Annotated in this window: 27 protein-coding genes; 15 read left to right on the top strand and 12 right to left on the bottom strand. The window is 64.6% G+C overall.

Features of this window, described 5'->3' with window-relative positions; genetic code table 11:
• Nucleotides 1–3: 3 nt before the first annotated feature.
• Together ML401_RS32365 and rnhA are read left to right on the top strand one after the other, a co-directional pair.
• A complete protein-coding gene (locus tag ML401_RS32365; RefSeq protein ID WP_285808088.1) occupies nt 4–987 on the top strand; it encodes a homoserine kinase in 984 nt (327 codons plus the stop codon).
• Nucleotides 984–1,448 (top strand): ribonuclease HI, encoded by a 465-nt coding sequence (gene rnhA / locus ML401_RS32360; protein ID WP_285808087.1) that lies wholly within the window; start codon nt 984–986, stop codon nt 1,446–1,448. Before ML401_RS32365 ends, rnhA begins: the two co-directional genes overlap by 4 nt.
• Before the next feature lie 22 nt (nt 1,449–1,470).
• On the opposite strand, the gene ML401_RS32355 is transcribed toward rnhA, so the two are convergent.
• From ML401_RS32355 to ML401_RS32315, 9 genes are all read right to left on the bottom strand, one after another.
• Entirely contained in the window at nt 1,471–1,830 is a 360-nt protein-coding gene (locus ML401_RS32355; protein WP_285808086.1) for a hypothetical protein, read from the bottom strand.
• A 27-nt stretch (nt 1,831–1,857) separates the two neighbouring features.
• Complete coding sequence (locus tag ML401_RS32350) at nt 1,858–2,343, bottom strand: peroxiredoxin (RefSeq protein WP_194404626.1); 486 nt, start codon at nt 2,341–2,343, stop codon at nt 1,858–1,860.
• 108 nt (nt 2,344–2,451) lie between these two features.
• Nucleotides 2,452–3,024 (bottom strand): DUF924 family protein, encoded by a 573-nt coding sequence (locus ML401_RS32345; RefSeq protein ID WP_285808085.1) that lies wholly within the window; start codon nt 3,022–3,024, stop codon nt 2,452–2,454.
• Nucleotides 3,025–3,036: 12 nt separating this feature from the next.
• A complete protein-coding gene (locus ML401_RS32340) occupies nt 3,037–4,722 on the bottom strand; it encodes a long-chain fatty acid--CoA ligase (protein ID WP_194404624.1) in 1,686 nt (561 codons plus the stop codon).
• Nucleotides 4,723–4,909: 187 nt separating this feature from the next.
• On the bottom strand, nt 4,910–6,427 hold the full coding sequence (locus ML401_RS32335) for a D-alanyl-D-alanine carboxypeptidase family protein (RefSeq protein WP_285808084.1): 1,518 nt from the start codon (nt 6,425–6,427) through the stop codon (nt 4,910–4,912).
• Between the two features lie 188 nt (nt 6,428–6,615).
• The gene (locus tag ML401_RS32330; protein ID WP_194404622.1) at nt 6,616–8,412 is read right to left on the bottom strand and encodes a glucan ABC transporter ATP-binding protein/ permease; all 1,797 of its coding nucleotides are present in this window, start codon (nt 8,410–8,412) and stop codon (nt 6,616–6,618) included.
• Nucleotides 8,413–8,486: 74 nt separating this feature from the next.
• Complete coding sequence (locus tag ML401_RS32325; RefSeq protein ID WP_063200303.1) at nt 8,487–8,798, bottom strand: HigA family addiction module antitoxin; 312 nt, start codon at nt 8,796–8,798, stop codon at nt 8,487–8,489.
• 39 nt (nt 8,799–8,837) lie between these two features.
• Nucleotides 8,838–9,113, bottom strand: a complete 276-nt coding sequence (locus tag ML401_RS32320; RefSeq protein WP_285808083.1) for a type II toxin-antitoxin system RelE/ParE family toxin — start codon at nt 9,111–9,113, stop codon at nt 8,838–8,840.
• A 67-nt stretch (nt 9,114–9,180) separates the two neighbouring features.
• The gene (locus tag ML401_RS32315) at nt 9,181–10,233 is read right to left on the bottom strand and encodes an ABC transporter substrate-binding protein (protein ID WP_285808082.1); all 1,053 of its coding nucleotides are present in this window, start codon (nt 10,231–10,233) and stop codon (nt 9,181–9,183) included.
• Between the two features lie 226 nt (nt 10,234–10,459).
• On the opposite strand from ML401_RS32315, the gene ML401_RS32310 reads away from it, so the two are divergent.
• The 7 genes from ML401_RS32310 to ML401_RS32280 all read left to right on the top strand — a co-directional run bounded on the left by ML401_RS32310 (nt 10,460) and on the right by ML401_RS32280 (nt 16,150).
• Entirely contained in the window at nt 10,460–10,828 is a 369-nt protein-coding gene (locus ML401_RS32310) for a hypothetical protein (protein WP_285808081.1), read from the top strand.
• Nucleotides 10,829–10,944: 116 nt separating this feature from the next.
• On the top strand, nt 10,945–11,349 hold the full coding sequence (gene hisE / locus ML401_RS32305; protein ID WP_028140691.1) for a phosphoribosyl-ATP diphosphatase: 405 nt from the start codon (nt 10,945–10,947) through the stop codon (nt 11,347–11,349).
• A gap of 46 nt (nt 11,350–11,395) precedes the next feature.
• Nucleotides 11,396–11,998: a YqaA family protein gene (locus tag ML401_RS32300; RefSeq protein WP_194404619.1), complete on the top strand. Its 603-nt coding sequence runs from the start codon at nt 11,396–11,398 to the stop codon at nt 11,996–11,998.
• 48 nt (nt 11,999–12,046) lie between these two features.
• Nucleotides 12,047–12,574, top strand: a complete 528-nt coding sequence (locus ML401_RS32295) for a hypothetical protein (RefSeq protein ID WP_194404618.1) — start codon at nt 12,047–12,049, stop codon at nt 12,572–12,574.
• Between the two features lie 36 nt (nt 12,575–12,610).
• Entirely contained in the window at nt 12,611–14,011 is a 1,401-nt protein-coding gene (locus ML401_RS32290) for an aspartate ammonia-lyase (RefSeq protein ID WP_211415745.1), read from the top strand.
• A 189-nt stretch (nt 14,012–14,200) separates the two neighbouring features.
• A complete protein-coding gene (locus tag ML401_RS32285) occupies nt 14,201–15,169 on the top strand; it encodes a nitronate monooxygenase family protein (RefSeq protein ID WP_211415746.1) in 969 nt (322 codons plus the stop codon).
• Between the two features lie 207 nt (nt 15,170–15,376).
• A complete protein-coding gene (locus tag ML401_RS32280; protein WP_285808080.1) occupies nt 15,377–16,150 on the top strand; it encodes a thioesterase family protein in 774 nt (257 codons plus the stop codon).
• 325 nt (nt 16,151–16,475) lie between these two features.
• Here the strand turns inward: ML401_RS32280 and ML401_RS32275 are convergent, their stop codons facing one another.
• Nucleotides 16,476–18,038, bottom strand: coding sequence for an AMP-binding protein (locus ML401_RS32275; protein ID WP_285808079.1), 1,563 nt, complete (start codon nt 18,036–18,038; stop codon nt 16,476–16,478).
• Between the two features lie 109 nt (nt 18,039–18,147).
• Between ML401_RS32275 and ML401_RS32270 the strand changes: the two genes are divergently transcribed.
• The 4 genes from ML401_RS32270 to ML401_RS32255 all read left to right on the top strand — a co-directional run bounded on the left by ML401_RS32270 (nt 18,148) and on the right by ML401_RS32255 (nt 21,184).
• Nucleotides 18,148–19,122 carry a nitronate monooxygenase family protein gene (locus tag ML401_RS32270; RefSeq protein ID WP_285808078.1) on the top strand — a complete coding sequence of 325 codons (975 nt, stop codon included), beginning with the start codon at nt 18,148–18,150 and terminating at the stop codon, nt 19,120–19,122.
• Between the two features lie 139 nt (nt 19,123–19,261).
• The gene (locus ML401_RS32265) at nt 19,262–19,510 is read left to right on the top strand and encodes a hypothetical protein (RefSeq protein WP_194404612.1); all 249 of its coding nucleotides are present in this window, start codon (nt 19,262–19,264) and stop codon (nt 19,508–19,510) included.
• Between the two features lie 136 nt (nt 19,511–19,646).
• Nucleotides 19,647–20,366: a hypothetical protein gene (locus ML401_RS32260; protein ID WP_194408465.1), complete on the top strand. Its 720-nt coding sequence runs from the start codon at nt 19,647–19,649 to the stop codon at nt 20,364–20,366.
• 86 nt (nt 20,367–20,452) lie between these two features.
• On the top strand, nt 20,453–21,184 hold the full coding sequence (locus ML401_RS32255) for a hypothetical protein (RefSeq protein ID WP_285808077.1): 732 nt from the start codon (nt 20,453–20,455) through the stop codon (nt 21,182–21,184).
• 53 nt (nt 21,185–21,237) lie between these two features.
• Here the strand turns inward: ML401_RS32255 and ML401_RS32250 are convergent, their stop codons facing one another.
• Nucleotides 21,238–22,797 carry a winged helix-turn-helix domain-containing protein gene (locus tag ML401_RS32250; protein WP_285808076.1) on the bottom strand — a complete coding sequence of 520 codons (1,560 nt, stop codon included), beginning with the start codon at nt 22,795–22,797 and terminating at the stop codon, nt 21,238–21,240.
• Between the two features lie 464 nt (nt 22,798–23,261).
• Here ML401_RS32250 and pcaB point away from each other — a divergent pair, with 464 nt between their 5' ends.
• Nucleotides 23,262–24,638, top strand: a complete 1,377-nt coding sequence (gene pcaB, locus ML401_RS32245; RefSeq protein WP_285808075.1) for a 3-carboxy-cis,cis-muconate cycloisomerase — start codon at nt 23,262–23,264, stop codon at nt 24,636–24,638.
• Between the two features lie 96 nt (nt 24,639–24,734).
• Nucleotides 24,735–25,991 (top strand): aminopeptidase, encoded by a 1,257-nt coding sequence (locus tag ML401_RS32240; RefSeq protein WP_194404608.1) that lies wholly within the window; start codon nt 24,735–24,737, stop codon nt 25,989–25,991.
• A gap of 89 nt (nt 25,992–26,080) precedes the next feature.
• On the opposite strand, the gene ML401_RS32235 is transcribed toward ML401_RS32240, so the two are convergent.
• Nucleotides 26,081–26,635, bottom strand: a complete 555-nt coding sequence (locus tag ML401_RS32235; RefSeq protein ID WP_285808074.1) for a hypothetical protein — start codon at nt 26,633–26,635, stop codon at nt 26,081–26,083.
• Nucleotides 26,636–26,834: the final 199 nt, after the last annotated feature.

Here is a 26,834-nt window from a genome sequence, read left to right as displayed (position 1 = left end):
TTTATGGCGGTCTACACCGACGTCGCCGCCGACGAGCTTGCGGACTTCCTGAGGCAATATGATCTCGGCGAATTGCTCTCTTACAAGGGCATCGCCGAGGGAGTAGAGAACACCAACTTCCTGCTGCATACCAGTCAGGGGTCGTTCATCCTCACGCTCTACGAGAAGCGCGTGGCGAAGAACGACCTGCCGTTCTTCCTCGCGCTGATGACGCATCTGGCCGAGCACGGCGTCAACTGTCCGCTGCCGGTGAAGGGACGCGACGGCGAGGCGCTGCGCGAGCTGTCGGGGCGGCCTGCGGCGATCATCACCTTTCTCGAAGGCATGTGGCCGCGCAAGCCGAACGTGGCGCATTGCGCCGGCGTCGGCGCGGGGCTGGCGAAGATGCATCTGGCCGGCGCGAATTTTACGGTTCGGCGCGCCAACGCGCTGTCGGTCTCAGGCTGGCGGCCGCTGTTCGATGCGGCCTCGCACCGTGCCGACGAGGTGCAGCCGGGCTTGCGCGCGTTCCTCGCGGCCGAGCTCGACCACCTCGAGAGCGGGGTCTGGCCGCAACATTTGCCGGAAGGCGTGATCCACGCCGACCTCTTCAACGACAACGTCTTCTTCCTCGGCGATCAGCTCTCCGGGATCATCGACTTCACGTTCGCCTGCAACGACATGCTGGCCTATGACGTCGCGATCTGCCTCAACGCGTGGTGCTTCGAGCCGGATCATTCCTTCAACGTCACCAAGGCGCGTGCCTTCCTCAACGCCTATGGCCGGGTGCGCAAGCTCTCGGAGGCGGAAGAGGCCGCGCTGCCGCTGCTGGCGCGCGGGGCGGCGATCCGCTTTCTGCTGACGCGGCTGGTGGATTGGCTCAACGTGCCGCCCGGTGCGCTGGTGAAGCCGAAAGACCCTCTCGAATATGTCCGCAAGCTGCGCTTCCACCAGAGCGTCACGAGCGTGCGCGACTATGGGCTGATGCCGTCGGGGCTGGTGGCGTGAGCGAGCGTCCCAATGTCACGATCTATACCGACGGCGCCTGCTCGGGAAATCCCGGGCCGGGCGGCTGGGGCGCGATCCTGAAGTTCGGCGACAAGGAAAAAGAGCTGAACGGCGGCGAGCGTCACACCACCAACAACCAGATGGAGCTGATGGCGGCGATCTCGGCGCTCGAAGCGCTGAAGAAACCGTGCATCGTCGATCTCTACACCGACAGCCAATATGTCCGGCAGGGCATCACCGGCTGGATCCACGGCTGGAAGCGCAATGGCTGGCGCACTGCCGACAAGAAGCCGGTGAAGAATGTCGAGCTATGGCAGCGCCTCGATGCCGCGCTGAAGCAGCACGAGGTGCGCTGGCACTGGGTCAAGGGCCACGCCGGCCACCCCGAGAACGAGCGCGCCGATCAGCTCGCGCGCGATGGGATTGCGAAGGCGCGGTTGCAGGCTCGGATCAGCGAGTAGCGAGGCAGATCTCTGCTCCCATTCATGTCTTGTCTGACGGTAGCACGGACCAATTCAAAACGACCGTTTTCATCTCGCCACTTGGGCCGTCAGCGAGCGGTTTCAGAAAACTTGCGTGCTCGGCGATCTTGACGCAGCCCAGATCCATGGCCATGTGCGCGCCGCTAGCATCGACAAAGTCGATAGGCAGCTCCTGCGATTGAACCTGCTCCGCCATGCGAATCAAATTGCGGTAAAAGACGGCCTGTCTCTCGGTCAGCCGTGCAGGCTTGTCCGTTAGGCTCGAAGCCTTGCGGTACTGATATTTGGCGCCCGCAGGGTGGAAGGGTTGGCTTGTACTGCCAGCGTGTTCTTCAAGATGAACATTGATGGATATCGGCAAGGCCAACCCTCCGCTTTTAGTGGAGGCTCAGAGCTGCCCGAGCAGCGTATCGCCGCCGGAGACCTCGACCTTGCCGGGCATCGCCTCGAGGTTCAGCTTCTTCACCACGCCGTCCTCGACCAGCATCGAATAGCGCTTGGAGCGGATGCCGAGGCCGTTGGCGGAGGCGTCGAGCTCCATGCCGATCGCCTTGGCGAACTCGGCATTGCCGTCGGCGAGGAAGATCGCCTCGTCACGCTGGTCGGTGTCGCGCTTCCAGGCGTTCATGACGAAGGCGTCGTTGACGGAGACGATGGCGATGGTCTCGACGCCCTTGTCCTTCATGGCATAGGCGTTGAGGAAGATGCTCGGCAGATGCATCTTGTGGCAGGTGCCGGTGTAGGCGCCCGGCACCGCGAACAGCGCCACCTTCTTGCCCTTGAAGATATCGTCGGTGGTCTTCACCTGCGGGCCTTCCGCCGTCATCACGCGGAATTTCGCCTCGGGCAGCTTGTCGCCAATCTGGATCGCCATCGTCAGTCTCCCTGAAAATCGGTCCCGCTTTTTAGACCGTGCGGCGGGCCTGCACAATATTGCCGGCGGGGAAAGCGGCCGGGGCGGGGGGCCTTCACCGCGATGTCATCAGCCGGAAAAGCCGCCATTGTCGAGAAAGGCCTGCTCTTCCTCCGTGGTGTCGCGGCCGAGGAGGCGGTTGCGGTGGGGAAACCGGCCGAACCGCTGGATGATGTCGGCGTGCACCCGGGCGTATTTCAGGTTCTCGGCATGGTCAGCCTTGCTGGCGTTGCCGGCATTTTGAAACAGCGCGACGCAATGCAGCTGGTCGGGCAGGTGCTCCGAATGCATGAAGGGCAGATAGAGGAATTCGCGCAGGACCGGGGCGACCCTGGTATCGACACCCCGGTCGATGGCGCGGCGGGCAACGTCGCGCGCCAGCGCGTCGCTGGCAAAGGCTTGCGGCGTGCCGCGAAACATGTTGCGGGGAAACTGGTCGAGCACGATGATCAGCGCGAGCGCGCCGTCGTCACTGTCTTCCCATGATGCCAGTTCGCTGGCGATCGCTTGCTGCCACAGCGCAAGAAAGCGGTGCCGGACCTCGGCGTCGAAAGCCTCGTTGCGCTCGTACCAGCGCTCGCGGCCAGCCTCGCGCCAGAAGGCGAGAATGCCCGATGGCGCGATGTCACTGGCGTCCGTCATCAGCGGTGCGGCTTACGCCGCCTCGGCCTTCTTCTCGTCGCGCAGCTGCCGGCGCAGGATCTTGCCGACATTGGTCTTGGGCAGGTCGTTGCGGAACTCGATGTGCTTGGGCACCTTGTAGCCGGTGAGCTGCTCGTGACAGAATTTGATCACGGCCTCGGCGGTGAGGTTTTGATCCTTCTTCACCACGAAAGCCTTCACCGCTTCGCCCGACTTGGAATCGGGGATGCCGATCACGGCGCATTCGAGCACGCCCGGATGGCTCGCGATCACTTCCTCGATCTCGTTCGGATAGACGTTGAAGCCGGAGACCAGGATCATGTCCTTCTTGCGGTCGACGATCTTGGTGTAGCCCTTCTCGTCCATCACGCCGATGTCGCCGGTGCGGAAAAATCCGTCCGCGGTCATCACCTTGGCGGTCTCCTCCGGCCTGTTCCAGTAGCCCGACATCACCTGCGGACCCTTGGCACAGATCTCGCCGGGCTGACCGAGCGGCACCTCGTTGCCGTCGTCGTCGCGGATCGAGATGTAGGTCGACGGCACGGGGATGCCGATCGTCCCCGTAAACTCGGTCGCGGTCGCCGGATTGCAGGTCAGCGTCGGCGAGGTCTCCGACAGGCCATAGCCTTCGGCAATGAAGCAGCCGGTGATCGCCTTCCATTGATCGGCCACGGGACGCTGCACCGCCATGCCGCCGCCGTTGGAGATCTTCAGCTTGGAGAAGTCGAGCTTCTTGAAGTCGGGATGGTGCATCAAGCCGTTGTAGAGCGTGTTGACGGCCGGGAAGCTGTTGACCTGGTATTTCGCCAGCTCCTTGACGAAGCCCGCGATGTCGCGCGGGTTGGGGATCAGGAGATTGCAGCCGCCGGCGCGCACCGCGAGCAGGTAGCAGGCCGTCAGCGCGAAGATGTGATAGAGCGGCAGCGCGCAGACGATCATGAGCTGATCGACATGCGGCGGCGCGGCCATCGCCGGCTGCAGCCAGGCGTCGTTCTGCAGGACATTGGCGACGATGTTGCGGTGGAGCAAAGTGGCGCCCTTGGAGACGCCTGTGGTGCCGCCGGTATATTGCAGGAAGGCGACGTCGCCGGGCGAGAGCTTCGGCTTGTTGAACGTCATGCCGCGTCCCGCGGACAGCGCGTCGTTGAAGGAGACCGAGCCCGGCAGCGACCATGCCGGTACCATCTTCTTGACGCGGCGGACGACGAGATTGACGATCACGCCCTTGAAGCCGAGCAGGTCGCCCATGCTGGCGACGATGACATGCTTCACCGCGGTCTTCGCGATCACCTGCTCGACGGTGTGGGCGAAGTTCTCCAGCACGATGATGGCTTCGGCGCCGGAATCCTTGAGCTGGTGCTCGAGCTCACGTGGCGTGTAGAGCGGATTGACGTTGACCACCGCGAAGCCGGCGCGCAGCACGGCCGCGGTCGCCACCGGATATTGCAGCACGTTCGGCATCATGATGGCGACGCGGGCGCCGCGCTGCAGCCCGCGGCCCTGCAAATAGGCAGCCAGCGCGACCGACATCTGGTCGAGGTCGCGGTAGCTGACCGACTTGTCCATGCAGATGAACGCCTTGCGGTCGGCGAACTTGGTGAAGCTCTCCTCCAACAGGTCGACCAGCGATGCGTACTGGGTCGGCTCGATATCGGCAGGCACGCCGGGCGGATATTGCTTGAGCCAGATGCGCTCCATGGAAAACTCCCCTCATTGACCTGAGCCCGTTGTGTCTCGGGCTTGCCTCATTGCCGCCAGTATCGAGCCTGCCGGAACGGGTGGCAAGCGGTCGACGCTTAGGGCAAAGGTTGGGGAGTGGCTACTGGAATCCGCGCGAAGTGCTGCCGCAGGTGCGAAGCCGGGCCGGATCGGCCGGCCTGCGCCGTTAACTGTTGTTGGCGGGCTTGGTCGCGGGCTTAGTCGCGGCCTTCGGCTTGGCCGGCTTCGGATCGCCGCCCGCTGCAGGCTTCTCGGCGGGTTTTGCCGCCGCATCATGCTTGGCGGCCGCATGCTTGGGCGGTGCCGGCTTCGCTGCAGTCTTGGAGTCGCTCTTGGAGTCGCTCTTGGCGTCGTTCTTCGCGTCGTTCTTCGCGTCGTTCTTGCCGTTGTTCTTGGCTCCGGCCGGCTTTACCGCTGCCGTCCTGGTGTTCGCGTCCTTGCCGCCGTCTTTCGGCTTGTCGGCCGCATCAGGCTTCTTGGCGACGCGCGACTTCTTGCCACGCGGCTTGGACGCTGCCTGCTGATCGGCATCGGCCGCGACTGCCGCGATCAGGGCGGTGCCGGTGCGGGTCGGGCCGGTATAGACCAGCACGGGCTCGGTCGCCGCCGGTGCCGAGGCCATCAGTTCGGAGGCTTTCATCAGGGGTGGCTGGAGGCCGGCGGTGAAGAAGGTCACCTGGGCTTCGCCGCCGGTGGCCGAGGCCGATCCTGACGTGCCGCCATTGGCGGCGATCAGCGCATCGTCGTCGTCGCTGGCCGGCCGCTTGCGATGGCCGCCGCACATCTCGTCGCGGAGGTTCGGCGGCGAGGCGTCGACCGGCACGAGGTTGTCGACCGTGCCGAGCGAGGGGCGCAGCCAGGTAAGGTTGTCCTGAGCGAAGCCGCGTTCCAGCAGCTGCGCCGCCTTCACCGCGCGCGCGGTGCCGGAATTGGCGCCCAGCACCACCGCGATCAGCCGGCGGCCGTTGCGCGTCGCCGAGGCCACGAGATTGTAGCCGGAGGCGCAGATGAAGCCGGTCTTGAAGCCGTCGGCGCCGGGATAGCGGCCGATCAGCTTGTTGAAATTACCGGTCACGCGCTTGCCGAAGCGGATCGCCGGGATGTGCACGAAATATTCGTATTCCGGCAGGTCGCGCAGGAACGAGCGCGCGAGGATGCCGAGGTCGCGCGCCGACGTGATCTGGCCATCGGCGGGCAGGCCGTTCGGATTGACGTAGCTGGTCTGCGTCATGCCGAGCTTCTTTGCGGTGTCGTTCATCATCGCGGAGAAGCCGTCGATCGAACCGCCGACGCCTTCGGCGAGCACCACGGCCATGTCGTTCGCCGACTTGACCATCATCATCTTCAGCGCGTTGTCGACGGTGAGTTGCGTTCCCGGACGGAACCCCATCTTCGAGGGCGATTGCGAGGCCGCCGCCGGAGATACCGTGAGCAGCGTGTCGAGCGTCAGTCTGCCGTCCTTGACCGCCTTCAGCGTCACATAGGCGGTCATGATCTTGGTGACGGAGGCCGGATACCAGGGAATGGTCGCGTTATCCGCCTGCAGCACCTTGCCGCTGTCGGCCTCGATCAGCAGCAGCGCTTCGGCGCTCGCAGCGCGCGGCGCAAGCAGCGCGGCACAGGCGAGGCTCGCAGCAAACAGGTTGAACAAGGATTTGCGAAGCAGCGGGCGTAGGGCGTGCACTATCCGATTCCGGTCCTTGGAGACCCGCTGTTCCAGGCGGCTCTCGTGATCTGATTGTCGGTTCTGAAATCCAGCGCCGCCGCTTGCGGCGCCGCAAACCTATACCGGCTGATGCGTCGAGAATAGGGGGCCGGGTGCGGTATTCCGCAATGAAATAGGCCGAATTTCGACGGTGCTGTCGGGACTTGCTACGGGGACTTGGCTGCCGTCGCGGCAGCCTCAGAGGCCGTCACGCTGGCCCGTGCGGTTTCATGGACCATGAACTGGGCCCTGGCGAGCTCGGCAAAATGGCCGCCTTTGGCCACGAGTTCATCGAAAGTTCCACTTTCGATCACGCGGCCATTCTCGAACACCAGGATCCGGGTGGCGTTGCGGATGGTGGAGAGGCGATGGGCGATCACGAAGGTGGTGCGGCCCTTCATCACTTCGTCGAGAGCAGCATTCACCTTGGCCTCGGTGACGGCGTCGAGCGCGCTTGTCGCCTCGTCCAGGATCAGGATCGGCGGGTCCTTCAGCAGCGCGCGGGCGATCGACAGGCGTTGCCGCTCGCCGCCGGACAGCATGCGGCCACGCTCGCCGGCATTGGTCTCGAAACCGCCGCTGCGCTCGATGAATTCGAGCGCCTGCGCGCGCTCGGCCGCCTTGCGCATCTCGGCCTCGGTCGCATCCGGCTTGCCGACGCGCAAATTCTCCGCGATCGAACGGTTGAACAGCAGCGCTTCCTGGAACACGACGCCGATGTTCCGCCGCAGCGAGGTCAGCGTCACGCCGCGCACGTCCATGCCGTCGATCTTGATGAAGCCGGACTGCGGATCGAAGGCGCGATGCAGCAGGGCAATCGCGGTCGATTTGCCGGCGCCGGTCGGGCCGACCAGCGCGATTGTCTGGCCGGGCAGCGCGGTGAAGGTGAGATCCTCGATCGCCGGCCGCTTGCCGTCATAGGAGAAGGTGACGTCGTTGAACTCGACGAGGCCGGACAGCCTGCCGGCATCGATCGCGTCGTGACGATCGTGCACCGCGGGCACGGCGTCGAGCACATTGAAGAACTCGCGCAGGCGCGGCGCTTCCATGAACACGTTGTTGATGAAGCTCACGACCTGCTCCAGCTTCTGGATCAGGAGCGTGGCGAAGCTCACGAACATCACGATCTCGCCGACCGAGGTGAGGCCCTGGTCGTGCAGGGCGATGCCGAGCGTGAAGATCGCCAGCACCGTGATGGTGGTGGAGGCGCGCGTGATGACGGTGACCAGCGCCCACCACGACAGCACCGGCATCTGGGCTTCGAGCAATTGGTCGGCGACGGAGCGCAGCCCCTTCACCTCGGATTCGACGCGGACGAAGCTCTGTACCAGCGCGACGTTGCCGAGCGCATCCGAGGCGCGCGCGGAGAGCTCGCTGTAATGCTCCTCGACCTCCATCTGCATGCCGAAGGTCTTGCGTACCACGAAGGTGGTCAGGGCGGTGAAGACGATGCAGAGCACGAACAGCAGGATCGCGAGCCGCCAGTTCAGGTAGAGCGACAGCGGCAGCAGCACCACGACCGAAAGGATCGCGGCAAAGTGCTCGCGGAAGAAGCCGAGCCACAGTCGCCACAGGGCGTCGGTGCCGTTGAGCATCACTTTCATCAGACGGCCCGAATGGGTGCCGGAATGGAAGGTCAGCGGCAGTTGCAGGATGTGCTCGAAATAGTCGGTCAGCACCGCCTGGCGCTGGCGATGCGAGAGCCGGTCGGCCTGCAGAGCCACGAGCGCACTGCACAGGATGGTGAAGAGCCCGAATGCGACCCAGGCGACCAGGAACGGCCAGGCCGAGTTCGAGCCGGCCACCGTCTTGCCGGAGAGCACGTCGACGATCCGGCCGAACAGCACGGGTTCGGCGAATTGCGAACCCGCCAGCAGGAGATTGGCGACCGCGAGCAGCCAGCCCAGCCGCGCCTCCCTGCCGAGCAGCTCGAGAACGCGGGTATAGAGACGGAGGATGGACATGCGATAGGCTGAACCGTGAGAGAAGGTCGTGGATCACCGGTAGGAAGGTGCAACACTACACCGGCATGGACGGTTCAGGCCACCTTCAAGGTGGGGATGTGGCTGACGTCCACCGTCCGCTCCGCATGCCAGGTATCATGGGCCGCCTGCATCCGGACCCAGATCCCGGCGCCGCCTCCAAACAGCTTTCCGACACGCACCGCCACCTCCGGCGACAGCGGCTTCTTCTCTTCCATGATGTCGTGAAGGTGCTGCCGCGAGATGCCCAATAGCCGCGCGATCTCGACCTTGGTCTTGCCGGAGGCCGGCAGCATGTCCTCGCGCAGCACCGCGCCGGGATGAACCGGGCAACGGCGCGGATTTTTCTTTGCAGCGTATTCGACCATGGCAGCTCCACGACACCGAGTCCCTCTCGGCTGAGGTAATTAGTGATATTGCTCGAAATCGACCCGGTAAGCGTCGCCATCCTCGAATTCGAAAGTGATGCACCAGGGGCCGTTCACATGGACAGTGTAACGGACTGGCTTTCCTTGCAGACGATGGAAGTCAAAGCCGAGCACGTTCATGTCCTCGGCGAGCGTGGCGCTATCGAGTTGATCGAGACGCCGCAGAATCCTGGCGCGCATCTTCGAGTCGATCTTCGCCGTCTTTCCTTTAGACCAGAGATCGCCAAGAGCCTTGTTTCGGAAAGACTTTATCAAGAGTCCGCCAAATCTGATCCGGCAACGAGTGTAAGCTATTTGCTTACATGAGTCAAGATCGGAAGGCTCAATTGATCAACCGCCCCGCGACCGGCGGCAGGAATTGGTCGTCGAAGATATCGCCCGCCGTGGGCCGCTTGCGGAATTTGAAGTCCTGCGCGATCTGGTCGATCGAGCGCTCCAGGCGCACTGGCTCGATACCGCCAAGACCGTTGCGCTTGACTTCGTCGGTCAGGATGTTGTCGGCGAGGACGGCGCGCAGGCGCTCCAGCTCCAGGGCGCGGTCGCCGTCGTCGATGCGGCTCGCGGCCTCGTCCGCCGCACGCGCCGGCTCCTTGACGGTCGCGGCGACGCCGGCGATCAAGGCGCGAATGAAGCCCTTCACGGCATCCGGCTTTGCTGCGGCGAAGGCGGCATTGACCACCACGGCGAAGCCATAGGCCTCGCAGCCATAATCGGCATAACGCAGCACGACGAGATCGGCTCCGGGCACGCCACGATCACGCAGGTTCACCGCCGACAGATAGCTGAAGCCCGCGACGGCATCGACCTGTCCCGCGGACAGGATCGGCTCGCGCACCGCCGCGCTGATCTTGTGGAATTTGACGCGCGATGACTTGATGCCGTTGTGCTGCGCCAGCGCCGGCCACAGCCGCATCGACAGATCGCCGTCGGCAACGCCGACGGTCTTGCCGTCGAGATCCGGTAACACATGGATGCCCCGGCTGCTGCGCGCCACGATCGCGTAGGGCGCGCGATTGAACAGCACGAACACCGCCTTGACCGGCGCCGCGTCTTCCTTGTCGCGATACCGGATCAACTCGTTGATGTCGACGAGCGCAAGCTCGCTCTCGCCTTTGGCGACGCGCGCGAGCGCTTCCGGCGATCCGCTCGCGCTGCCAAAGGACACGTTGAGACGCTCGGCGCCGAACCTGCCGTCCTTCGCCGCAAGGAAGAACGGGGCCATGCTCGCGTCGAACGGACGGTCGAAGGTGAAGTGAATCGCAACGGAGGAAGGCGCAGGCGTCTCGGCCGCGCTGACACCGCGTGTGATCAGTGTCGCAAGCGAGATCGAGAGGGCCAGCAGGCAACGAAGCGCGATCGTCCGAAATTCCGACATCAATTGCGCCGGTCCCGCATTGTTATGGTTTCGTGACGCTTGCAGCGCCGGCCAGCGACACCGTGCGCGCGCCAACATGAACGGAGGATGAGCGGCGGTTGCGTCACGATTACGCAACCCCGTTCAGCTTGTGTTGGGGGTGGGGAACCCAACATGGAGGTGCGTGTTTGAAAGACATGAGCCTTGTCTGCAGGCACCATTCGAGGTCCCAAGGAGGGTCCAGGACATGTTTGACAGTTTTTCGAAGTTTACCGGCCGCAAGGCCGTTCTCGCCACTGCCGCGGTGCTGGCGCTGACCGCGGTCGCCCCGACTGCCTCCTACGCCGGCGGTCGCCACTGGCATGGCGGAGGCGGCGCGGCCTTTGCCGGCGCGGCCATCGCCGGCGCCATCGGCACCGGCCTTGCGATCGCCGCCACCCGCGACGCCTATGCTTACGACGCACCGGCCTATTATGGCGGCGGTCCGGTCTACTATGACGAGGGCCCGGTCTACTACGGCGGCGATTCCTATATCGGCCCGCGCCCGTTCCATCGTTGCGGCGGTCCCTACCAGTCTGCGCAAGGCGGCCAGGGCAACCTCTCAACCTGCTACTAAGCGGGTTACCGAACTTGACCCGAACAGGCCGTCGCGCTTGCCGCGCCGGCCTGTTTTCTGCTTTTATGCCCGCGCGTTAACACGCTCGCCATTTGTTTAGAGTAGTTTTGAGTACCATGAGTGATTCGCTTGAGCGGCTATATCTGGCTGTGCTCGCGGCCAGGGATCTTGATCCGGCAACATCGCGTACGGCCCGGCTGTTTCAGCGCGGGCCCTCGAAGATGGCAAAGAAGCTTGCCGAAGAGGCCATCGAGGTCGTGATCGATGCGGTCAATGGCGACACCGACGCCGTGATCCGGGAAAGCGCCGACCTCCTGTACAATCTCACCGTGCTCTGGGCCTCGGCCGGCGTGCGCCCCGAGGACGTCTGGCGCGAGATGACGCGGCGGGAAGACATGCTCGGCATAGCCGAGAAGTTGCCGAAATCGTCGATGAAGCTGCCCAAAGTCGCCTCACCGCGCGTGGCTGCCAGGCGGCCAATTGTCGCGCTCGAGGGGCGCGCCGCGCGCAAGCGCCACTAAAGCGCGACAAAATCGTCACAAAACTCGCGATGGACAAATCCGCCCCATGGTGCTTCATCGCGGCGCCATGCTGAAACGTATCTACGACTGGTGCATCGACGCCGCCCATAAGCCCTACGCGCTCTGGATCATGGGCATCGTGTCTTTCGCCGAAAGCTCCTTTTTTCCGGTCCCCCCGGATGTGATGCTGATCCCGATGTCGCTGGCGCGCCCGCAGCGCGCCTGGCTCTATGCGACCGTCTGCACCGCGACCTCGGTGCTTGGCGGCATCCTCGGCTACGCCATCGGCGCGCTGCTCTACGACTCGCTGGGTCATTGGCTGATCCAGCTCTACGGGCTCGGCGATCAGGTCGACGGCTTCCGTGCCAAATATGCCGAATGGGGCGCGCTGATCATCCTGCTCAAGGGGCTGACGCCGATCCCGTACAAGCTCGTCACCATCACGTCCGGCTTTGCCGGATACAACCTGCTTCTATTCGTCCTGTTCTCCGTCATTGCACGCGGCGGACGCTTCTTCATCGTCGCGATCCTGCTCAATCGCTATGGCGACTGGATCCGCGTCAAGATCGAGAAGCATCTTGGTCTCGTGGTGGCGGTCGGCGCCGCGGCGTTGGTGCTCGGCTTCGTCATCGCCATCAAGCTGATCTAACGTCTTGGCGGCTTTGCCGCCGGGCCGGCTTCGGCTACGGTTGCCGGCATGATGGTTCGATCCGGCAATCCGGCTCTGCGGCTCGGGACGCTGATGTCAGCAGCGCTTCTGCTCCTGCTCGGTGCCGGCGGGACAGGATGGCCGCAATCGCTCGGCCTCCAGCAGCAGGGAACGCAGGCCGCGCCGCCACCGTCGACGCCCGCTCCACCGGCGCCGCCGGCCCGCGAGGAAAATCCCGGATTGATCAATGAAATGGGCAAGCTGTTCGACAAGCTGCCCTCGATCCTGCCGCCGATCAAAAGCCCCGGCGAAACCATGAACGACCTGTCACGGCTCACCAAGCCCTCGACCATGGTGTCAGGGCGTGTGGCCTGTCCGGCCTCGTCGAACGGCGCGCCCGACTGCAAGCAGGCCGCCGACCAGCTCTGCCAGAGCAAGGGCTACAAGGAAGGCAAGAGCCTGAATGCCGATTCCGCCGAGAAATGCTCGGCCAAGGTCCTGATCCCGGGTAGGCAACGCAAGCCGGACGACTGCCGCACCGATACTTTCGTGACCAGCGCGCTGTGCCAGAACTGAGGTGAAGGCCTCGCGCGCATGCAACAAGGAGCGCCTATGAGCCGTACGGAGCAGGACTTCCTCGGACAGCGTGAGATCGCCGACGACATCTACTACGGCGTCCAGACCATCCGGGGTAAGGAGAACTTCCACATCACCGGCATTCCGATGAACCAGGAGCCTTACTTCGTGAAGGCGCTCGGTTACGTCAAGAAGGCAGCCGCCATGGCCAACCGCGATCTCGGCGCGATCGATGCCAGGATCGCTGACGCCATCATCCTCGGCTGCGACCGCGTCATCGCCGGCGACATGATGGACCAGTTCGTCACCGACTTCATCCAGGGCGGCGCCGGCACCTCCACCAACATGAACGCCAACGAGGTGATCGCGAACCTCGCGCTGGAATCGCTCGGCTTCGGCAAGGGCGACTACCAGCACGTCAGTCCCAACGATCACGTCAATTACGGCCAGTCCACCAACGACACCTATCCGACCGCCTTTCGCCTCGCGTTGGTCCTGCGGCTCGAGAGCTACATGACCGCGCTGCGCCAGCTCCAGGAAGCGTTCTTCGCCAAGGGGCGCGAGTTCGACCGCGTTCTGAAGATGGGCCGCACGCATCTGCAGGATGCCGTGCCGATGTCGCTCGGGGCGGAATTCCGGGGATGGGGCACCACGATCGGCGAAGAGGTCGACCGCATCTCGGAAGCGCGCGCGCTGCTGCGCGAGATCAATCTCGGCGCCACCGCGATCGGCACCTCCGTCACCGCGGCCGTCGGCTATCCCAAGCTCGCGGTCCGGCATCTGAGCGCGCTCACCGGCGTCGACTTCATCCTCGCAGGCGATCTCGTCGAGGCGACCTCGGACACCGGCGCCTATGTGCAGCTCTCGGGCGTCCTCAAGCGCACGGCGAGCAAGCTGACGAAGATCTGCAACGACATCCGCCTGCTCGCCTCCGGCCCGCGCGCCGGCTTCAACGAGATCAACCTGCCGCAGCTGCAGCCTGGATCTTCGATCATGCCCGGCAAGGTCAACCCTGTCATCCCCGAGGTCGTCAACCAGACCAGCTTCCTCGTCATCGGGCTCGACACCACGGTGACGCTCGCGGCGTCCGCGGGCCAGCTCCAGCTCAACGTGATGGAGCCGGTGATCTCGTTCGCGCTGTTCTTCTCGATCCGCACCATGGAGCGCGCCGTCAACAGCCTGCGCGAGAATTGCGTCGTCGGCATCACCGCCAACGCGGAGCACACCCGCAACATGGTGCTGAATTCGCTCGGTATCGTCACGGTGCTCAAGCCGCTGCTCGGCTACAAGCAATGCGCCGAGATCGCGCGTGAAGGCTACAAGAGCGGCAAGTCGCTGCACCAGATCGTGGTGACCGAGCGCAAACTGCTGACGCAGGAGAAGTGGGACGAGATGTTCTCGTTCGAGCGGCTGATCAATCCGGATCTGATCGGATAGGCAGTCGCCGTCATTCCGGGTTCGACGCTGACGCGTCTCCCCGGATCGACGAGGAGAGAATTCCGCACCTTGGAATAGTGGCGCTGGTGTCGCCACGGCGCCAAAACGCAATACTTGACAGTGGAAAGATTGCCTTGTTGGTATGGCGTCCAACCTGCCATCGGCCGACCAACAGAGGATCGTTTCGAAATGTCCATGCCTGCCCTGTTCAAAGGGCGCCTGTCGATCCCCGTGATCGGCTCGCCGCTCTTCATCATCTCGGTGCCCGATCTCGTGATCGCGCAGTGCAAGGCGGGTGTGGTCGGCTCGTTCCCGTCGCTGAACGCGCGGCCGCCGGAGCTGCTCGACGAATGGCTGGCGCGGATCACCGAAGAGCTCGCGGCCTATGACCGCGCCCATCCCGACAAGCCGTCGGCGCCGTTTGCCGTCAACCAGATCGTGCACAAGTCGAACAACCGGCTCGACCACGACATGCAGCTCTGTGCCAAGTACAAGGTGCCGATGATCATCTCCTCGCTCGGCGCCCGCGAGGAGCTGAACCAGGCCGTGCACGGCTGGGGCGGCATCGTCTTCCACGACGTGATCAACCAGAAGTTCGCGCACAAGGCGATCGAGAAGGGCGCCGACGGTCTGATCCTGGTCGCAGCGGGCGCCGGCGGCCATGCCGGCACCATCTCGCCGCTGGCCTTCGTCGCCGAGACGCGCAAATGGTTCGACGGACCGATCGCGCTGTCCGGGGCGATCGGCAACGGCAAGGCGATCCGCGCGGCGCGCATCCTGGGGGCCGACTTCGCCTATATCGGCTCGGCCTTCATCGCGACCAAGGAAGCCAACGCGGTCGAGAAGTACAAGGAGATGATCGCGGGATCGACCGCCGACGACATCGTCTATTCCAACCTCTTCACCGGCGTGCACGGCAATTATCTGAAGCCCTCGATTCTCGCTGCCGGCATGGATCCCGAGAATCTGCCGACCTCCGATCCCTCCAAGATGAATTTCGGCACCGACGCCTCCGGCGAGCGCGCCAAGCCGAAGGCGTGGAAGGAGATCTGGGGCTCGGGCCAGGGCATCGGCAGCGTCGACGGCATCGTGCCCGCCGCCGAACTGATCGCCCGTTTCAAGAAGGAATACGACGAAGCGGTCGATCCGCCGTTGTAGAACACTGTCGTCCCGCCTCTCTCCACCGTCGTCCCGGGCAAGCGTCAGCGCAGACCCGGGACCCATAGCCACCACGAGGAGTTTGGCGAACACTCGGGGTTGCCAGTCTCGCGCGACAACTTCTTCCTGGCTTTATGGGTCCCTGCGTTCGCAGGGACGACACTTTTTGCTAAGCTCCGACATTCAAAGCCAACAGAGATTTGAGTGATGTCCGCCATCTACCGCGTCGACGGCAACAGCGTCGTCACCAGCCCGGATGCCGCCGGTCCCTGGGATCGGCGCATGCAGCACGGCTCGGCGCCGGCGTCGCTGGTGACGTGGGCAGCCGAGCGCATTCCGACGCCTGTTGCAATGGACATCGCACGCGTCACCATCGACCTGATGCGCCCGGTGCCAGTGGCGCCGCTCACGATCGAGACCGAGGTCCTGCGCGAGGGCCGCAAGATCCAGCTCTGCAATATCAAGTTGCTGGCCGATGGCGTGCAGGTCGTCGGCGCAACCGTGCTCAAGATCAGGCGCCAGGCCTTGAGCCTGCCCGATGATGTCGAGGAGCTTCCGGTCACGCTGCCGTCGCCGGAGGATTCACTGGCCGAGGATGGTCACGCCGCCACCAGCCCGTTCGTGCGTTCGGTCTCGATGCGTGCCGCGCGCGGCCGCTTCGGTCAGGCCGGCGCCGGCGCGATCTGGTTTCGCGTCGATGATCCGCTGATCGAGGGGGAGGCGATCTCGCAGGCCATGCGCGCCGTGGTCGCCGCCGATTTCTCCAACGGCACCGCCTCGACGCTCGACTTCCGCGCCTGGACCTACATCAATGCCGACCTCACCGTGAGCTTCGCGCGTCAGCCAGTCGGCGAATGGATCCTGCTCGACGGGGAATCCTGGATCGGTGCCGACGGCACAGGCCTCGCAATGTCGCGCCTCGCCGACCGCCAGGGCTATTTCGGCCGCGCGGTGCAGAGTCTGGTGATCGAGAAGCGGTGAGGGCACGGATCGCGCGATTGAACGGGCAGGCTTCCGCCGCCGCGGAAGGGATGCGTGGTCGTGTTCGACCCGGGCATCCTGCCAGTTCATAGTCCGTAGAAGATCTTGATCTCCCACAGCACCACGATGATAGCCGTGATCAACGTGACCGCGGCGACTGCACTTTCCAGGGAAGCGACTCTCATGTCCCACTCCGCTTCCCAGCCCCATCAGCGGTCTAGGTGATTCCCGGATTCGCCGGCAATTGTGTGGGCGCCACGCGCGCACACTCCGTTGCGCGTTGTGCTGTCCGGGCCACAACATCCCCGTAGAATTCCGGGGTGTTTTACCCCACCATCCGATCCCGGCCGCTCCAGAAGCCTGCGCGCAGCACTTTTTTGTCGACCTTGCCGACGCCGGTCATCGGCAATTGCTTGACGAACTGGATCTGCTTGGGCGCATGCGCCGAGCCTTTGCGGGTCTTGACCAAATTGATCAGCTCGTCCGGATCCGGCCTTGCGCCCTCGCGCGGCACGACAATGGCGGTGACGGCTTCGCCCCATTTCTCGTCGGGAATGCCGACGACCGCGACCATGGCGACATCGGCATGTTGCGACAGCACGTCCTCGACCTCGCGCGGGAAGATGTTGAAGCCGCCTGATACGATCATGTCCTTCTTGCGGTCGAGGATGAACATGTAGCCGCGCTCGTCCTTCCGCGCGATGTCGCCGGTGTGCACCCAGCCGTTCTTCAGCGTCTCGGCGGTGATGTCCGGCCGCTTCCAGTATTCCGCCATGACATGCGGGGCGCGCACGCAGATCTCGCCGGCCTCGCCCGTCTTCACCTCCTCGTCGTTGTCGTCGAGGATCCTGACTTCGCAGGCTGCGATCGGGAAGCCGCAGGACAGGAACAGCTCCGGCGTCTTGGGATCGTGATCCGCCTTGCGCAGCACCGAGACCGGATAGCATTCGGTCTGGCCGTAGAGCTGCGAGAACACCGGGCCGATCCGCTCGATGCCTTCGACCAGCCGGCTCGGCGACATCGCCGACGCCCCGTAGAGCACCAGCTCCAGCGAGGAGAGATCGGTCCTGTCAAGCGCGGGATGGTCGAGCAGCACGTAGATCATGGTCGGCACGAACAGCGTGAAATTGATGCGCTCGCGCGCGATCGTCGTCAGCACCGCCTCGGGATCAAATCCCTTGAGCATGTGCACGGTGCCGCCGCGCATCAGGGTCGGCAGCACTTTCGTGCCGGCGACGTGACTGATCGGGGCGACCGTGAGGTAGCGCGCTGCGTCGGGGATTTCGAAATCGGCGAGGATCGCGGCGGCTGCTCCGGCATTCTCGCGGTGATAGCGCAGCGCGCCCTTGGATTTGCCGGTGGTGCCGCCGGTGTAGTTCAGCGTCGAGAGATCGTCGAGGCTGGCGAGGTTTTGCGCGCTCGCATGTCCCGTGCTCTCGATGGCGGCCAGCAGATCGACACCGTAGCCGGCCGGCCCCATGGTGAAGACCGCCTTCAGCCGGCCCGCTCTCGCCGCAAGCTCGCCGCCGCGATCGCGGAAGGCAGCCGCATCGACCACCAGCATCTCGGCTTCGGAATCGTCGAGCTGGAACAGCTGGTCCTCGAGCGATCCCAGCGGATGCAGCCAGGTGATGCAGAGCCGCGACAATTGTGCGGCGACGCCCGCGCACCAGGTGTCGGCACGGTTCGCGGTGAGGAAGGCGGCGCGCGCGCCCGGCTGCAAGCCGAGCCGCGTGAATACATTCTGGATGCGTCCGATCAGGTCGATGGTGCCTTGGTAACTCAGCGATCCGCCGGGCCAGGCGAAGGCGGTGCGGCCGGGATAGCGCGACAGCGCCCGTAGCGTCTGCGCACAAGTCGGGGACGATGCGTGGAGCGGATCGGACATATGTTTCCTCGTTGCTTTGTCACCGGCTTCTGACGTGCCAATGTTGCGGATGACGCTAGCACAGAGACTGCGGGAGGAAACGACAAAGCCCGCGCGAGGGGAGGCATGCGTGACATCCGATCGACTGCAACGCTTTCGCGATCGTCTCGCGCTGCCTTTGATCGCGGCGCCGATGTTCCTGGTGTCGGGCGTCGAGCTCGTGGCCGCGGCCTGCCAGAGCGGGGTGATCGGCAGCTTCCCGACCGTGAATTGCCGCAGTCCGGACCAGCTCGATGAATGGCTCACCACGATCGAGACGCGGCTGCGCCAGCACGAAGACCAGACCGGCCGCAAGGCCGCGCCGCTCTGCCCGAATTTGATCGTGCATCGCTCCAATGCGCGGCTGGAGCAGGATCTCGCCGTGCTGCTGCGGCACAGACCCGAGATCGTCATCACGTCGGTCGGCTCGCCCGCGCCCGTGGTGAAGCCGCTGCACGATGCGGGTGCGCTGGTGCTGGCGGACGTCGCTTCCATCCGCCACGCCGAACGCGCGGCGGAAGCAGGGGCCGACGGGCTGGTGCTGCTCACCGCGGGCGCGGGCGGGCAGACCGGCTGGCTCAACCCGTTCGCCTTCGTCCGCGCGGTGCGCGCGTTCTATGACGGCATCATCGTGCTCGCCGGCGGCATCAGCGACGGCCATGCGCTGCATGCGGCCGAAGTGCTCGGCTGCGATCTCGCTTATATGGGCACCAAGTTCATCGCGACGCGCGAGAGCATGGCGGACGACCGCCACAAGCGGATGCTGGTCGACAGCAGCGCCGACGACATCCTGCTCACCACCGCATTCACGGGCCTGCAGACCAGCATGCTGCGGCCGTCGATCGTGGCCGCCGGGCTTGATCCTGACGATCTGCCGGCGCGCGGCGCGATCGACATCGCCGAGGATATCGACGTCGCCAAGCGCGAGAATCGTCCGAAACGCTGGCGCGACATCTGGAGCGGGGGACATTCCACCTCGGGTGTCACCGACGTGCTCGCTGTCGAGGATCTCGTTGCGCGGACCGTGATCGAATATCGCGAGGCGAGGACGCGTCCATCCCCGTAGAATTGCGGAGGGGCAGGGCCCGCCGGTCTCGATCACAGTTAATCGAGCGCTCGCTCGAAACGCCTCACTTAACGGCAGATTAACCAACGCCCGCCAAGAATCCCCTCACGGCCGCCAATCAGGACGAGAGGGACAGGCGATGGATTTCGATTATCTCAACAGCAAGACAGCCGCGACTCTGGACGAGATTCGCGTCCGCGTCGCTCATGCCCTGGCCCGCCACCCGCTGTGCCGCAACGTCCGCTTCGACATCGTCAGCGTCCCCCGCACCCGCCGGGGCGGCAACTGGACGGTGGCGCTGCAATCGGTCGAGCCGCGCGCGGTCTGGGAGGCCTCGGAGATCGTCGCCGACATCCAGGACGCCTACGACCTGTCGGCAGCAGCCTGATTTCCTTGGCTTTTTGCGCGGGATGTCGCTGCAGGCATGCTGATTGTCGCAACGAAGGCACACTCAAGCCATAATTCGTGCCCTTTTCCCGGGCATCGTTAACAAACTCGTGAAGCGTCCGTTTCCGGAGAGACGTTTGTCCAAAGCCATCACCATCGTTGTGCTGACCTGTTTCCTCGTCCTGGGCGCCGCCACCACCGCCATCCTTGGCCGCGACAGCGTACCCAGCGTCAGCGAAGACATGATCGCCCAGACGCCTCCACCCAAGCCGCTCGCAACCAACCGCGCCGCCAAGGCCGACCGCCTGGTCCCGACCCTTGCCCTGGCTTCGGCCGCGATCGAGCCGGTGCAGGTTCCCGCTGACAGGCTTTCCCAGGCGCCCGTGCTGACCGAGCCACTGCGCCAGGCCTTTGCCGCTGCAACGCCCACCGACTTCCCAATGCCGAAGGCCGCGCCAAGCGTGTCCGAAGCGCCCGCCGCCGCGGAGGTTCCCGCCGTCGAAGTTCCGGCCAAGCCGAAGGTGGTGGCGAAGCCGCAGCCGCAGAAACATTACACCCTGCTGTCCGACGCACAGATCGCGGGCATCCGGGACCGCCTGAAACTGTCCTCGTCGCAGGAATATTACTGGCCCTCGGTTGAGAGCGCGCTGCGCAACGTCGTCCGGAAGATTTCGGCGAACAAGCTCTCCAATCCGAACGCGCCGCCCAGCGCGCAGATCGACCCGAATTGCGATGAGGTCCAGCAGTTGAAGTCGGCGGCCATGCCGCTGCTGTTCCAGCTGCGTGACGATCAGAAAGAGGAAGTGCGCAAGCTCGCTCGCCTCATCGGGCTCGAGAAGGTCGCGCAGCAGATCTGACGCTCAAGTTCCTTCAGGAACTGCTTTCCCACCAGGAACATCCGGCAATCAACGCGCGTTGCTCGCCCCAAAGAGGGAGTGGATCAATGCGCGCCTCGACAGCCTATTTCGTCGGTGCCGGAACCATTGTCGCAGCCATCGCCATTGGTCTGGGCGGCGGCATCGTCGCCGGCAATATCATGAATCCGGTCACGTCCAAGCACGGCCCGGACACCAGCAAGATGGCGCAACGCGCCGAATCCGCTGGCGTGCCGGCGGCGACCAACGCGCCGTCGGAACGCGTGAATTATCTCACGGGCTCGCAAGCCTTTGGCGGGATGATCGCCACACCGGCGCAGGCTGAAGCCAAACCTGAAGCGGCCAAGCCCGAAGTGGCCAAACCTGACCCGCAGCCCACTCAAGCGAATGCCGAACCGCCGGCACCGCCGCCGCCGTCACAGGCGGCCGCGGTTGAGCCACCCAAGGAACAGTTCAAGGAACAGTCCAAACCGGCCCTCGCATCGGCACCAAAGGCCGCAAAACCGGGCGAGCAGCAAGCATCGGTCGATCCCGCCGCTTCGCCTGACAATGCCTATGCCAAGGCGAAAGATTCCGACGTGAAGCGCGCAGCGTCAGAGCGGCGCCGAATGGAGCGCCGCGATCGTTGGGCAGAGCGCCGCCATTATTACGAGGGCCGCGAGCAGCGCGGCGTGCGCGATCGCACCGATTGGGACGACGTCGCGCGCAACGTCCGCGAGGACTCGGATTCCCGCGATTACGCCGGCCGGCCGCGCGGTGGCTTCCCGCAGATCAGGCTGTTCGGCTCCGACGACGATTAGCGCTTAGCCGCGATCGCGGCTGCCAGCAAAGAAGGTGCGCTGTCGCGCCGCCGTCACGTCATTCCGGCGCGCCGAAACCCTTCCAAATAATGCGCACGATCCTCGTCTCGCAGCATCGGCAGCTCGCGTGTGATCCAGCCGAGCGAGATGCCGGGCTGAGCGCGGCGCAGACCGTCCAGGGCGGTCGCCGCGAGCGCCGGATTTCCTGACATCCCGGCGGCAGCCGTCAGCACGCGGTGCGCGCCGACGAAATCGCCGCGTTGCCGCATCGACTCCCGCGCCATCTGCACGGCTCCCTCATAGTCGCGGGCGACGAACCGGGCATAGGCCGCAACCCCGCAATAGATCGCCGCGAGCGGGTCACGCGGGCTGAGCCGCAATGCGCGGCGCGCGGCGGCGTCGCCGTCCTGCCACCGGCCGGCGTAGCACAGCGTCACGCCATGGAAGGCGTGCGCCATTGCAAAATTCGGATTGAGCTGCAGCGCCAGCTCGAACTCGGCCAGCGCGTCGTCGAAGCGGCGGCGGAACAGATAGGTGTAGGCGAGCCCGTGGTGGGCGAAGGCGTCCTCGCGATCGGCTTCCACCGCCGCGAGCGCCGCGCGCTCGGCGATCGGCACTGTCGTCGCCATGTCGGCCCAGCCCATATGCGCACCGAAAATGTGGCTGGTCGCGAGCAGGCCCAGCGCCTTGCCATAGGCAGGATCGATCGCGACAGCCTGTTCGAGCAACCCCTGCGCGGCGGCGTTGTCCTCGCGCGTGATGCGCCAATGATGCGACAGCGCGCGCATCACGAGGTCCCAGGCGTCGAGACTCCCCGGCGGCTTCTGCTGGGCGCGAAAGTTTTCGGCGGCATAGAGCTGTGGCTCGATCGCGGCGACAATCGCCTCGGTGATCTCGTCCTGCACGGCGAAGATGTCGGCGAGCTCGCGATCGTAGCGCTCAGCCCAGAGATGGCTGCCGGTCGAGACATCGTTGAGCTGGGCCGAGATGCGCACCCGCTCGCCGCTCCGCCGCACACTGCCTTCGACCACGTAGCGTACCCCGAGCTCGCGCGCGACCTCGCGGATGTGCACGGCGCGGCCCTTGTAGACGAAGGAGGAATTGCGCGCGACGACGAAGAACCAGCGCAGCTTCGACAGCGCGGTGATGATGTCCTCGCTGATGCCGTCCGAGAAATAATCCTGCCCGTCCTCGCCGCTCATATTGGTGAAGGGCAGCACGGCGATCGCGGGCCGCTCGGGAAGCGCCAGCGCAGCCCGCGGCATGAAGGCGGCGCGGCCGTGTTCCGGCAGGATCGCACCACCTTTGGCCTCGACATCGCCGACGAAGCGAAAACCCTTGCGGGCGATGGTGCGGATCAGGGTCTGGCTCGCGCCGCTGTCGCCGATCGCCTTGCGCGCGGCGTTGATCCGGCTGGTCAGAGTGGATTCGGAGACGCTGCGGCCGTGCCAGATCTTGTCGATCAGCTCGTTCTTGCTGACGACGCGGTCGCGGTTCTGCATGAGGTGGACGACGAGGTCGAAGACCTGCGGCTCCACGGCAATTGGAACCTGCTCGCGGCTCAGCTCGCGCAAGTCGGTATCGAGGAGGTGGTCCCGGAACAGAAACTGCACGTCGAAAACTCAGGCTTCACAACGACATCGGGCAAGCAAACGACAAAAAGGAAATTTGGGTCGAAAATTGTGAGTCTGCCGAGAGGGGCGCCTGGTTCACCGCCATCGTGTGATGGCAGCCATGCCCTTGTCGGAGGGAATACAACCACTGCCAGGATGTTGCGCTGAGCAAATCACCAAGAAAGATCATCTTCGCATATCCAACATCGTCATCCCGAGGTGCCGGAGCGCAGCGGAGGCCTCGAAGGATGCACGGCCCGGCTGCAGCGCGGCCGCTCATCCTTCGAGGCTCCTCGTGCGCTGCTTAGCATCGCTCGCCCGCGCCTCAGGATGACGAATTAACGGGAAGTGCCGTCATGATGTCGTCGTGCGGTCGATGCGATGAGCCGTGAATGTCCTTTCCTGAACCGCGCGGCCTGCATAAGCTATCGCCCATACAAAACACCAACCACGAAGAAACGCCCATGCCCGCCTTTAGCGCTTCCACCACTGTGCTCGATTCCATGCTGTTCCGCGATGCCTTCGGCACGCCGGAGATGCGCGAGGTGTTTTCCGACGTCGCGACGGTCGCCCGCTATGCGGAGGTCGAGGTGGCGTTGGCGAGGGCGGAAGGGAGATGCGGCGTCATTCCGCGAGACGCTGCCGAGCAGATCGCGGCGCGGACTGACGTCGCCGCGCTCGATTTCGATCTGCTCAGGCAGGAAACCGACATCGTCGGCTACCCCATCCTCCCTTTGGTGCATCAGCTGGCGAAGCAGTGCGGGGAGGCCGGCCGCTACGTGCATTGGGGCGCGACCACGCAGGACATCATGGACACCGCCGTGGTGCTGCAGCTCCGCGCCGCGCTGGAGATCGTCGCGCGCGACATCGACGAACTCCGAGGCATCCTGGCGAACCTCTCGAAACGCCATCGCGACACGCCGATGGCCGGCCGCACCCATCTCCAGCAGGCGTTGCCGGTGACCTTCGGCTACAAGACCGCGATCTGGCTCGCCATGTTCGATCGCCATGCCGAGCGACTGAGGCAGCTGAAGCCGCGCGTGCTGGTTGGCCAGTTCGCCGGCGCAGCCGGTACGCTGGCTTCGCTCGGCGACAAGGGGTTCGAGGTGCAGGAGGCACTCTGCGCCGAGTTGAAGCTCGGCGTTCCCGCCTCGACCTGGCACGTCGCGCGCGACGGATTTGCGGAAGCCGTGAACTTCCTGGCTCTCGTCACCGGCTCGCTCGGCAAGATTGCGCTCGACATCATGATCATGGCCTCGACCGAGTTCGCCGAGGTCTACGAGCCCTTCGTCAAGGGGCGCGGCGCCTCCTCGACCATGCCGCAGAAGCGCAATCCGATCTCGTCGGAACTGATGCTGGCGGCCTCCAAGGCGGTGCGCCAGCATGCCGGCCTGATGCTCGACGCCATGGTTCAGGATTTCGAGCGCGCCACGGGGCCCTGGCACGCCGAATGGATGGCGATCCCCGAAAGCTTCGTGCTGACCGCCGGCGCGCTGCATCAGGCGAAGTTCGCACTCGCCGGCCTGATCGTGGACGAGGTGAAGATGAACGACAATCTCGCGGTCAGCCGCGGCCTGATCGTGGCGGAAGCGGTCATGATGGGGCTCGCGCCGCAGCTCGGCCGGCAAGAGGCCCATGACGTGGTTTACGACGCCTGCCGTCAGGCCAACGACAAGGGAATGAGCCTGGCCGATGCGCTGTCGGCGGACTCGCGGATCGCGAGCCGCATCGATCGCGCCACAATCGAGGCGCTCACCTCACCGAAAAATTACCTCGGGCTCGCGCCCGACATGGTTGACCGGGTGCTGAATCGGCAACGCGTTGAAAACCAATATGCGTGAAACTGCGTATCTTCTCGGTGCCGCAAGGTGCTCGCGCACTTGCGCCTCGCGATGCTAGACTTAGATTGAACGAGAGACTTCGGCAGAGGGCCCCGCATGACCGACCACCGCAATTCCACCGCTTCCATTGATCCCGTGAAGCTCGACCGGCTGGCCGAGGTGGCGGTGAAGGTGGGCCTGGGCTTGCGGCCGGGACAGGATCTTCTTCTCACCGCGCCTGCGATCGCGTTGCCGCTGGTGAGGCGGATCGCCGTGCATGCCTACAAGGCCGGCGCCGGTATCGTGACGCCGATCCTGTCGGACGAGGAGATGACGCTGGCGCGCTACCGCCACGGCCACGACAACAGCTTCGATCGCGCCGCCGGCTGGCTCTACGAGGGCATGGCCAAGGCATTCGCTGACAACACCGCGCGGCTCGCCATCGTCGGCGACAATCCGATGCTGCTGTCGGGCGAAGATCCTTCCAAGGTGGCACGCGCCAGCAAGGCGAACTCGATGGCCTATCAGCCCGCGCTGGAGAAGATCGTCAATTTCGACACCAACTGGAACATCATCGCCTATCCGAGCCCGTCCTGGGCCAAGCAGGTCTTCCCCGATGATCCCGAGGACGTTGCCATCGGCAAGCTGGCGGATGCGATTTTCGCAGCAAGCCGTGTCGATCGCGAGGACGCGATGGGCAATTGGGCGAGCCACAATGCGGTGCTGCGCGAGCGGACCAACTGGCTCAACGGCCAGCGCTTTCGTGCCTTGCAATATTCGGGACCGGGCACCGACCTCACAATTGGTCTTGCCGACGGCCACGAATGGGAGGGCGGGGCCTCGCTGTCCAAGAACGGCATCAGCTGCAACGCCAACATCCCGACCGAAGAGGTCTTCACCACGCCGCATTGCCGTCGCGTCTATGGCCATGTCGTGAGCTCGAAGCCGCTGTCCTACCAAGGCACGCTGATCGACAACATCGCGGTGCGCTTCGAAGACGGCAAGATTGTGGACGCAAAGGCTTCGCGCGGTGCTGAGGTGCTGAACAAGGTGCTCGACACCGACGAGGGCGCCCGCCGCCTCGGCGAGGTGGCGCTGGTGCCGCATTCCTCGCCGATCTCGCAGAGCGGGCTGTTGTTCTACAACACGCTGTTCGACGAGAACGCGGCGTCTCACATCGCGCTCGGCCAGTGCTATTCGAAGTGCTTCGTCAACGGCGCGCAGCTCACCCCGCAGCAGATCGCGGCGCAAGGCGGCAACCAGAGCCTGATCCATATCGACTGGATGATCGGCTCGGCCGAGACCGATATCGACGGCATCTTGCCCGATGGCAGCAAGGTCCCGGTGTTCCGCAAGGGCGAGTGGGCGAAGTAGTAGCCAGTTCGATCCAATAGGTAGCCCGAGGCGTGGCCCACCTCTTCCGCAGGGAGAGGTGGAGGTCTTCGCGACAGTCTCGCTACCTCTCACTCTGCCGCGTTGCGCAGCATTGGATTGTTGTCGATGCTGAAACGGTTGAACAGCGTCGTGAACGGGCTGCCGTCGGTGGCCCGCACGATGGCGTCGGACGCAGCGATTGCCTCGTAGAGCGCGCCGACGGGATCGTCCGCCTCGCTGAACTCGAGGTTCTTGCGGATCTCCTCACGGGCCTCGTTGATCTCGTCCTCGTCGTCGAGCGTCGCCTCAAGTGCCTCCGCCGCGCGCCGCATCTCCTGGAGGTCACCGCCGGCGGAAAATTTGAGGATGTCGAGCCAATAGGGGCGGGCGACGACGAGCTGGACGAATGCTTCGAAACTGTCCGCGATAATTCCCGCGCGGCCCTCCGACGACACGTAGAGCACAGTCTGCGACGGCAGAAGCACGAGCGCGCCTCCGGAGCCGTCACTGCCGATCTGCCGGGGGGTGTCGATACCGTCGATGGTGAACCAAGGCTCCTCGTCCGGCACGAAGGAAACGTCGAGGCTGGCGAGCCGGGCGACGACCGCGCGATTGGCTGTCACAACCTCGGGCGTGAGGGGCATCGGAGTGGCTCCGTTTTGGTGCTTCCGCGCACTTTGTCGCACCCCAAAAGGGACCGGTTCATGTGCGCGAATTTGCAGGGAAATCGCGGCGTTAACCGCGTTGCGGCTGCAACTTCCGGCTGATTTTCGAGGCCTGCGTAAGAAAGAATTAAAAACCGATGACTAGCGTTCCAACTTCTTTCGAAACAATCCGGGCCGA

The sequence above is a fragment of the Bradyrhizobium sp. 62B genome, assembly GCF_030272265.2.
Lineage (GTDB): Bacteria > Pseudomonadota > Alphaproteobacteria > Rhizobiales > Xanthobacteraceae > Bradyrhizobium.
Note: the sequence above shows the minus strand (reverse complement) of the source record. Positions and strands in the feature narration are given on the sequence as shown.